Below are 9,761 nucleotides of genomic sequence, written 5' to 3'. Positions count from 1 at the left end.
GGTTCAGCACGACGGGCAGGCACACGTCGGTGGGACCGGCGTACTCCAGGGCCTTGGCCGGCAGCGGGACGCCCGGCGCGCTCACGGGCGGCATCGGCAGGCAGCCCGCCCCCTGCATCGCCGCCACGAGACCGAGCAGGTCGCCGATCATCGGTGTCACCGCGCCGACGTTCGGCACGGGCACCAGACTGCCGACGGTCTTCTTCAGCTTCGCCGCGAGGTCCTGGACCAGTCCGGCACAGGCGGCGGGGAGCTGTGGTGCCGCGGGCGCCGCACTGGCGGCGGGAACGGATGAGGCGGTGAACAGAGCTGCGACGAGCGAGAATGCGGCAATCGTTTTCTTCACGGCTACCTTCTTCCTCAACGCGCGAATGCGCAATTCACTGGATCCGCACCCGAATACCCTCGACGAATTCCGGCGCGGTTCATTCCACGCTTCGGAGCGTATGCCCGCCTACCCACCTCTACCAGCGGAGATCTCGAATTCACCCACCCGACAGCGGGCTCATTCGTCCGAGGGAATACTTCTGGCGGTGGGCACGCCTGGCGCAGGTGACGACCAGTGAACGGCGGCGGAGGAAGACGAACGCATCAGGGCATCCAGCCCGCCCTGCGCAGGCGGACCGGATGCCCTGAGCGACTTCGGGTGACCGGTCAGCCGGCCAGCACGACCCTGCCGAGCTCCGCCGGGGTGGCCAGCAGGCCGTGCCTCGGCAGCACGCGCACGGTGTAGCCGAGCGCGCCGGCGTGCGGCAGCGGCACCTCGGCCTCGTAGTTGCCGTTGCCCGCGTAGCTCATGGGCGCGGTCACGATGTCCCTGAGCTCGTCGGAGTCGTGCGACACCTTGCCGAGCACGACCTGGACGTCCACTTCGGACGGTTCCAGGCCCGCGAGCTCGACCCGTGCCCGCACGATGACGGGCGCGCCCAGCACCGGCACGGACGAGCCGCCGAGCACCAGGTCGCTGTCGAGCACCCGCACCCGCGTCCACGACGCGCGCAGCCGGTGCCGGTACGCGGACAGCTCCTTCGCGCCGCGGTAGCCCTCGCCGACGACATTCTGCGCGGACGCCGCGGCCGGCGCGTAGTACGTCTCGACGTACTCGCGGACCATGCGCGAGGCCTGCACGACCGGGCCGAGCGAGGCCAGCGTGTGCCGGACCATCGACATCCAGCGGGTCGGCACGCCGTCCTCGCCGCGGTCGTAGAACAGCGGCGCGACCTGCGACCCGAGGAGCTCGTACAGCGCGTTGGCCTCCAGGTCGTCGCGGCGGACCGGGTCGTTGACGCCGTCCGCGGTCGGGATGGCCCAGCCGTTCGAGCCGTCGTACAGCTCGTCCCACCAACCGTCGCGGATGGACAGGTTGAGGCCACCGTTCAAAGCGGACTTCATGCCGGACGTGCCGCACGCTTCGAGGGGGCGCATCGGGTTGTTCAGCCACACGTCACAACCCCAGTACAGGTACCGGGCCATGGACATGTCGTAGTCGGGCAGGAACACGATCCGGTGCCGCACGCCCGCGTCGTCGGCGTAGCGCACGATCTGCTGGATCAGCGCCTTGCCGCCGTCGTCGGCCGGGTGCGACTTGCCCGCGACGACGAGCTGCACGGGCCGTTCGGGGTGCAGCAGCAGCGACCGCAGCCGCTCCGGGTCGCGCAGCATGAGCGTGAGGCGCTTGTACGTCGGCACGCGCCGGGCGAAGCCCACGGTGAGCACGTCCGGGTCGAAGACGCCGTCGGTCCAGCCGAGCTCCAGCGCCGACGCGCCGCGCTGCAACCACGACTCGCGCAGCCGCCTGCGCACCTCGGTGACCAGGCGGCCGCGCAACGTCGACCGCAGCTCCCACAAGCCGGAGTCGGTGACCGGCTCGAACGTGCCGACGCCGAAGCTCGAGGTCTGGTTGTCCGCTTCGGACGCACCCAGGAGCTTGCTCATCTCGGCCGCCGCCCACGTCGGCCCGTGCACGCCGTTGGTGACCGACCCGATCGGCACCTCGGTGGTGTCGAAGCTCGGCCAGAGGCCGCGGAACATGTCCCGGCTGACCTCACCGTGCAGTTTGGACACGCCGTTCGCGCGCTGGGCGAGCCGCAGGCCCATGTGGGCCATGTTGAACATGCCGGGGTTGTCCTCGGCACCGAGCGCGAGGATGCGCTGGGTGTTCACGCCGGGGACGAGGTTCTCGGCGCCGAAGTAGTGCTGGACCAGGTCGACCGGGAAGCGGTCGATGCCGGCGGGCACGGGCGTGTGCGTGGTGAACACGGCACCGGCGCGCGCGGCCGTGAGCGCCTGGTCGAAGTCGAGGCCGTCGTTGGTGATGTACTCGCGGATCCGCTCGAGGCCGAGGAAGCCCGCGTGGCCCTCGTTGGTGTGGAAGACCTCGGGCTGCGGGTGCCCGGTGAGCTCGCAGAACGTGCGGACGGCCCGCACGCCGCCGATGCCCGCGAGGATCTCCTGGCGGATGCGGTGGTTCTGGTCGCCGCCGTAGAGCCGGTCGGTGACGCCGCGCAGGTCGTCGTCGTTCTGCTCCACGTCGGAGTCGAGCAGCAGCAGCGGGATGCGCCCGACCTGGGCCTTCCAGATCTTCGCGCGCAGCATCCGGTCGCCGGGCATCGCGACGTGCACGAGCAGCGGCAGGCCGGACGGCTCGGTGAGCAGCTCCAGCGGCAGCCCGCGCGGGTCGAGCACCGGGTAGTGCTCGATCTGCCACCCGTCGAGCGACAGCGACTGGCGGAAGTACCCGGACCGGTAGAGCAGGCCGACCGCGATCAGCGGGACGCCCAGGTCGGAGGCCGCCTTGAGGTGGTCGCCCGCGAGGATGCCGAGGCCGCCCGAGTAGTTCGGCAGCGCCTCGTGCACGCCGAACTCCATCGAGAAGTACGCGACGCTCGTCGGCAACGGCGTGTCGGGTGCCCCGTGCTCCCTGCGCCCGGAGATCTCGTCCTGGCGGCGCTGGTACCAGCGCGCGCCGTGGACGTAGCGCTCCAGGTCACTCGCGAGCGCGTGGAGCTTGAGCAGGAACTGCTCGTCTCTCGCGAGTGAGTCCAGTTTCGCCGCGTCGACGACGGAGAGCAGGCGCAGCGGGTCGCCACCCACCTCGGACCAGACACGGGAGTCGATCGAGGCGAAGAGTTCCTGCGTGGGCGGGTGCCACGTCCAGCGCAGGTTGGTGGCGAGCGTGCTCAGCGCGGACAAGGGCTCCGGGAGGCTGGCTCGGACGGTGAACCGGCGAAGTGCTCGCATGACGGGGCAACTTACCTGCCGCCCTCCGGGGGCTGACAACGTTCCCGGTCAGACCTGCAACGACTTGCAGAACCGGTCAAGACGACCAGGGGCCGTGAGCAGGCGGAACCGCACCTGCTCACCCGATCGGGGTCAGCCGTCCGCTCACGGGGTCACGTCGCGGGAGTGGGCGATGAGCAGCGCGCCCTCGCGGACCACCAGGTCGAGCCGGTGGCGGGCGAACGTCACCTCGTGCTGGGGCGCTCCCCGCGCGGCCGCCCCCTGCTCGCGCAGCGTCAGGTCGAGCTCGACGGCGAAGCGGTCGTCCTGCGAGGAGGTGCTGCTGACCACGGGTTCACCGTAGACCCCGACGGCCTCCCACTGCTTCCAGAACTGGTCGTCCCCCGCCTCGGCGGGCCGGAACTCGGGCACCCAGTCCTGCCGCGCGCCGGCGGTGTCGCCCGGCAGCTTGGCGAAGTGCTGCTCGATGAAGGCGGTGACGTCGGCGGTGGTGAACACCTTGGACTGCGGAGGCGCGCTCTGCGTGGTCGAGCCGGTGCCGGAGGCCGTGGTGGTCCGGTCGCGGTCGAGCACGAACGAGGCGGTCAGGACGGCGGCGACCAGCACCGCGGCGACGACCGCGGCGGCCAGGACCCCGGTCCGGCGGCGCCTGGTGTCGGCGAGGGCGGCCAGCTCCCCGGTGACCGCGGCGGCGGTCGGCCGGTCCGCGGGCTCGATCGCGAGCAGCCTCGTCAGCAGCGGCGTCAGCGGCCCCGACCGGGTGGGTGGCACGACCTGGCCCGTCGAGATCTTGTAGAGCAGCCCGAAGTCGTTCTCGGCCCTGCCGAACGGCGGCTGCCCCTCGGTCATCGCGTAGATCGTCGCCCCGAGCGAGAACATGTCCGCCGCGGGATCGGGGTCGGCGCCGCGGGCCAGCTCGGGCGCGAGGTAGTTGAGCGTGCCCGACACCGCGCCCGTCCTGGTGACCGACACGTCGTCCGCCGAGCGGGAGATGCCGAAGTCCGTGATCTTGACGGCGCCGTCGTGCCCGATCAGGACGTTGCCGGGCTTGATGTCGCGGTGGACGATCCCCGCCGCGTGGGCCGCGGCGAGCGCGGCGACGACCTGCGCGCCGATCCGCGCGGCCTCCTCGGCCGGCAGCGTGCCCCGTTCCTTGAGCACCTCCGACAGGCTGCGCGACGGCAGGTACTCCATGACCAGGCACGGCCTGCCGTCCTCGATCACGACGTCGAAGACCCCGATGGCGTTCGGGTGGTGCAGCCGCGCGGCGATCCTGCCCTCGCGCATCGCCCGCTGACAGGCCTCCTCGACCTGTCTCGGCGCCAGGTCGGGCAGCAGGAGCTGCTTGATGGCGACCTCGCGCTCCAGCAACCCGTCGCGGGCTCGCCACACGACGCCCATCGCGCCGCTGCCGAGGCGATCGAGCAACACGTACCTGTCGGCCACTGTCCGCACGGCTGCGCAGGCTACAAGCACCGGCGGCGCCCGCGGAGGGGTTCCGCCGGTCCCGAGCGCCGCCGAGTGCCCGGTCAGCCCTTCTGCTCGCCCGTGATCAGCGGTTTGTCACCCTTGCCCGAGATCTCCAGCGAGTGCTCCACGACCGTGACCTTGTCCGAGTCCTTCGCGGTCAGCTCCAGCGCGGTGGTCACGTTGAACGTGCCGTCGTCGTCCGCGTCCACCGAGGGGTTCCCCTTCACGGCGACCTTCGAGTACGCGCCCCAGTACTCCTTCTCCGAGGCGAGGCCCGGCGCCTGCTTCGGGTCCCAGTCGGCGCGGGCGCCCTCGACGTTGGCGGGCAGCTTGCCGTAGTGCTGCTTCACGAAGCTGACGATCTGGGCCTGGGTGAACTTGGTGGCGGGCGGCTTCGTCGACGACGGCGGCTGGCTCGTGGTCGTCGTCGGCTGCGGCTTCTGGGTGGTCGTGGTGGGTTCGGCGGCGGTCGGGGAGGGCTTGTCCTCGGTGGTCTGCTGCGAGGTCCCGGTGGTCGACGGGCCGGGGCTGGCGCTGTCGCCGTCACCGGTGCCCTGCACGAGCAGGTAGACGAGACCGGCCACCAGCGCGACGCCCAGCACCGCGGCGGCGATCGCGAGGCCGCGGTTCTTCCTCGGCTCCGGCTCGTCGGGGTAGTCGTCGTAGGTCTCGGGCAGCGGGGCCGGCGGCCTGGTGCGCGGCGGTGCCGTGCGCGGCCCCTGCGGGGGCATCGTGCGCGGGCCCTGCGTGCCGGGGCCCGCCGCGCCCATCACCGCGGTACCGGCCGGCGGGGTCATCGGCCGCGGCGGGATGACCTGCGTGGCGGGGACCGGGACGCCGGCCGCGATCGCCTTCAGCTCCGCCGCCGCCTGGGCCGCGGTCGGGCGCTGGGAGGGCTCGTTGGCGAGCAGGCGGGTCAGCAGGCCCGTCAGCGGCCCCGAGCGCGCCGGCGGGCGGGTCTCGCCGCGCGCCACCTTGTAGAGCAGGCCCAGGTCGTTCGTGCTCTTGCCGAACGGCGGTTCGCCCTCGGTCATCGCGTAGATCGTCGCGCCGAGGGAGAAGACGTCCGACGGCGGCGCGGGCTCGGCGCCGCGGGCCAGCTCCGGCGCCAGGTAGGCCGGGGTGCCCGCGAGCATGCCCGTCTTCGTCACCGCCACGTCGCCCAGAGCACGCGAAATGCCGAAATCGGTGATCTTGACGGCACCGTCGCGTCCAATGAGGACGTTTCCGGGCTTGATGTCGCGGTGGACGATGCCCTTCTCGTGGGCGGCGGCGAGCGCGCCGGCCGCCAGCGACCCGATCCGCGCGGCCTCCATCACCGGCAGCGTGCCGCGCTCGCTCAACACAGACGACAGGTTGCGGGACGGCAAATACTCCATGACCAAGCACGGCTTGCCGTCCTCGACCACGACGTCGTAGACCGCGATCGCGTTCGGGTGCTGCAGGCGCGCGGCGATCCGGCCCTCGCGCATGGCGCGCTGGACCGCCTCGTGGAACTCGTTCGGCTGAACTTCGTTGAGAAGCAGCTGCTTGACCGCGACGTCGCGGTGCAGCAATTCGTCCCGCGCGCGCCACACGACGCCCATCGCACCGGCGCCGAGTTGGTCGAGCAGGACGTAGCGGTCGCCAACCTTGTTCACGCGGGCACGGTACCCGTAGCACGCCTGTAACCCTGTCAGCATCACGGAAACGGTCCACTGGAGATGGCCGGGTCGCACCCCTGTCGAGGCCGGGAGACCCTGGACACAGGAGCGGTCGGAGGTGTGCGATCGACCGCAGGTGGGTACGGATCTACTAGGGGCAACCCGCTGATGAGCTGGTTGAACGGGCAAGGCAGGATTACAGGCGACGCGGACCGACACGGCGGAAGGGCGCTGCCGATGAGTGGACGGCTCGGTATCGACGATGTTTCCCCGGTGGTGTCGGCTGGTAGATATCCGGCCAAAGCCGTTGTGGGAGAACACGTTCCGGTAGAGGCCACGGTGTGGCGCGAGGGGCACGACAGACTCGCGGCGACGGTGACGTGGCGCGGGCCGGACGACCGGGTCGCCCGTCAGACGCGCATGCACGAGGTCGGGGTCGGCCTCGACCGGTGGGGTGCCACGATCGTCCCGGACGCCGAGGGCGCCTGGACGTTCCGCGTGGACGCCTGGAGCGACCCGTGGGCCACCTGGAACCACGCCGTCGAGGTGAAGATCGCGGCGGGACAGGGTCCCGGTGACCTCGCGAACGACCTGGAGATCGGTGCCCAGCTCCTCGAACGGGTGGCTCGCCGGCCCGATCGCAGGCAGGAGCGAGCACTCCTCACGACCGCGGTGGCCGCACTGCGCGACGCGGACCGGCCGTTGCCCGAGCGCGTCGCGCCGGCCTTCGCCGCCGACGTCCAGAAGATCATGTTCGACCACCCGGTGCGCGAGCTGGTCACCAAGGGCAGGACGCACAAGATCTGGTGCGACCGGAAGAAGGCCGCGTACGGCTCCTGGTACGAGTTCTTCCCGCGCAGCACGGGCGGGATCGACGAGACCGGCCGGGCGGTGCACGGCACGCTGGCCACGGCGACCAAGGAGCTCGACCGCGTCGCCGCGATGGGCTACGACGTCGTCTACTTCCCGCCGATCCACCCCATCGGCCGGGTGAACCGGAAGGGCCCCAACAACACGCTCGTCGCCGGTCCCGAGGACACGGGGTCACCGTGGGCGATCGGCGCGGACGAGGGCGGGCACGACGCGATCCACCCGCAGCTGGGCACGATCGAGGACTTCGACGCGCTCGTCGAGCGCGCGCACGAGCTCGGCATGGAGGTCGCGCTTGACTTCGCGCTCCAGTGCGCGCCGGACCACCCGTGGGTGCTCAAGCACCCGGAGTGGTTCACGCAGCTGCCGGACGGCACGATCGCGTACGCGGAGAACCCGCCGAAGAAGTACCAGGACATCTACCCGATCAACTTCGACCTGGACCCGCAGGGCCTCTACCACGAGGTGTTGCGCGTGGTGCTCTTCTGGGCCGAGCACGGGGTGCGGATCTTCCGGGTAGACAACCCGCACACCAAGCCGCCGGACTTCTGGATGTGGCTCATCTGGAAGGTCAAGGAGGTCTACCCGGACACGCTGTTCCTGGCGGAGGCCTTCACCCGGCCGGCCCGCCTGTACGGCCTGGCCAAGCTCGGCTTCACCCAGTCCTACACGTACTTCACGTGGCGGACGGGCAAGCAGGAGCTGGTCGAGTTCGGCGAGGACCTGCGCGACCACTGGGACGAGGCGCGGCCGAACCTGTTCGTGAACACCCCGGACATCCTGCACGAGTCGCTGCAGCACGGCGGCCCGGCGATGTTCGGCCTGCGCGCGGCCCTCGCGGCCACGCTGGCCCCCACGTGGGGCGTGTACAGCGGCTACGAGCTGTTCGAGCACCAGGCCGTGAAGCCCGGCAGCGAGGAGTACCTCAACTCCGAGAAGTACCAGCTGAGGCCTCGCGACTACGCCCGCGCCCTCGCGGATGGGCGGTCGCTCGAACCGTGGCTGCGCAAGCTCAACCACATCCGCAGGGCGCATCCGGCGCTCCAGCAGATGCGCACGCTGAAGTTCCAGAACATCGAGAACGACGCGCTGGTCGCCTACTCCAAGCGGGACCCGGAGACGGGTGACACGGTCGTCGTCGTGGTCAGCCTCGACCCGAACAACGCGCAGGAGGGGACGCTGTACCTCGACCTGCCGGAGCTCGGGTTCGACTGGCACGAGCGGGTGATCGCGCACGACGAGGTCACCGGCGAGACGTGGGACTGGGGTCAGGCCAACTACATCCGCCTCGAACCCTGGCGTGCCACCGCGCACGTCGTGAGCCTGCAGCGCCGTTTCAGCTGATCAACCGCACAACCCCCGGACGAGGTGGGCATCATGGTCGACGACTCCCGTCCCGACGCTGCGCTCGGGCTGGAAGGCATTCCGCACACCGGCGAGGCCGTCGACCACGACGGCATGCTGGTCGAACCCCAGGCCGAGGACTTCAAGTCCGCCAAACCGGCGTCGGCGAACCCGAGCTGGTTCAAGGGCGCCGTCTTCTACGAGGTGCTGGTCCGCGCGTTCAGCGACTCCAACGGCGACGGCACGGGTGACCTCAGAGGTCTCGCGTCGCGCCTCGACTACCTGGAGTGGCTGGGCGTCGACTGCCTCTGGCTGCCGCCGTTCTACGCCTCGCCGCTGCGCGACGGCGGGTACGACATCAGCGACTTCCGGGCCGTGCTGCCGGAGTTCGGCACCGTCGAGGACTTCGTGTACCTGCTGGAGGAGGCGCACCGGCGCGGCATCCGGGTGATCACCGACCTGGTGCTCAACCACACCTCCGACGCGCACCCGTGGTTCCAGGAGTCGAGGCAGAACCCGGACGGCCCGTACGGCGACTACTACGTGTGGAGCGACGACGACTCGCGCTACAGCGACGCGCGGATCATCTTCGTCGACACGGAGTCGTCGAACTGGACCTACGACCCGGTGCGCGGGCAGTTCTTCTGGCACCGCTTCTTCAGCCACCAGCCGGACCTCAACTACGAGAACCCGGAAGTGCAGGAGGCGATGCTCGACATCCTGCGGTTCTGGCTCGACCTCGGCATCGACGGGTTCCGCCTCGACGCCGTGCCCTACCTCTTCGAGGAGGAGGGCACGATCTGCGAGAACCTGCCGCGCACGCACGAGTTCCTGAAGAAGTGCCGCAAGGTCGTCGACGACGAGTTCCCCGGCCGGGTGCTGCTCGCCGAGGCCAACCAGTGGCCGTCGGACGTGGTCGAGTACTTCGGCGACCCCGAGGTCGGCGGCGACGAGTGCCACATGGCGTTCCACTTCCCGCTGATGCCGCGCATCTTCATGGCGGTGCGGCGCGAGTCGCGGTTTCCGATCTCGGAGATCCTGGCCCAGACGCCCGCGATCCCCGAGAACGCCCAGTGGGGCATCTTCCTGCGCAACCACGACGAGCTCACGCTCGAGATGGTCAGCGACGAAGAACGCGACTACATGTACTCCGAGTACGCCAAGGACCCGCGGATGAAGGCCAACATCGGCATC

The 9,761-nt window shown here is 70.5% G+C and carries 6 protein-coding genes; 2 read left to right on the top strand and 4 right to left on the bottom strand.

The annotated features are described in order from the left end of the window. The 4 genes from VF330_RS06110 to VF330_RS06095 all read right to left on the bottom strand — a co-directional run. Positions 1-346 (bottom strand): hypothetical protein (locus tag VF330_RS06110; RefSeq protein WP_330850512.1); only part of this gene is annotated, 346 nt, incomplete at its 3' end. A gap of 308 nt (positions 347-654) precedes the next feature. Beyond that, on the bottom strand, positions 655-3,240 hold the full coding sequence (glgP, locus tag VF330_RS06105) for an alpha-glucan family phosphorylase (RefSeq protein ID WP_330850511.1): 2,586 nt from the start codon (positions 3,238-3,240) through the stop codon (positions 655-657). A 144-nt stretch (positions 3,241-3,384) separates the two neighbouring features. After that, positions 3,385-4,695 (bottom strand): serine/threonine-protein kinase, encoded by a 1,311-nt coding sequence (locus VF330_RS06100; protein ID WP_330850510.1) that lies wholly within the window; start codon positions 4,693-4,695, stop codon positions 3,385-3,387. Positions 4,696-4,769: 74 nt separating this feature from the next. Continuing rightward, positions 4,770-6,350 (bottom strand): serine/threonine-protein kinase, encoded by a 1,581-nt coding sequence (locus VF330_RS06095; RefSeq protein WP_330850509.1) that lies wholly within the window; start codon positions 6,348-6,350, stop codon positions 4,770-4,772. 240 nt (positions 6,351-6,590) lie between these two features. On the opposite strand from VF330_RS06095, the gene VF330_RS06090 reads away from it, so the two are divergent. Both VF330_RS06090 and VF330_RS06085 read left to right on the top strand, forming a co-directional pair. Further along, positions 6,591-8,567, top strand: a complete 1,977-nt coding sequence (locus tag VF330_RS06090; protein ID WP_330850508.1) for a maltotransferase domain-containing protein — start codon at positions 6,591-6,593, stop codon at positions 8,565-8,567. 33 nt (positions 8,568-8,600) lie between these two features. Beyond that, the coding region (locus VF330_RS06085; protein ID WP_330850507.1) for an alpha-amylase family glycosyl hydrolase at positions 8,601-9,761 on the top strand (1,161 nt) is incomplete at its 3' end.

The sequence above is a fragment of the Lentzea sp. genome, assembly GCF_036380075.1.
GTDB lineage: Bacteria > Actinomycetota > Actinomycetes > Mycobacteriales > Pseudonocardiaceae > Lentzea.
This window is presented reverse-complemented; position numbering and strand designations above follow the sequence as displayed.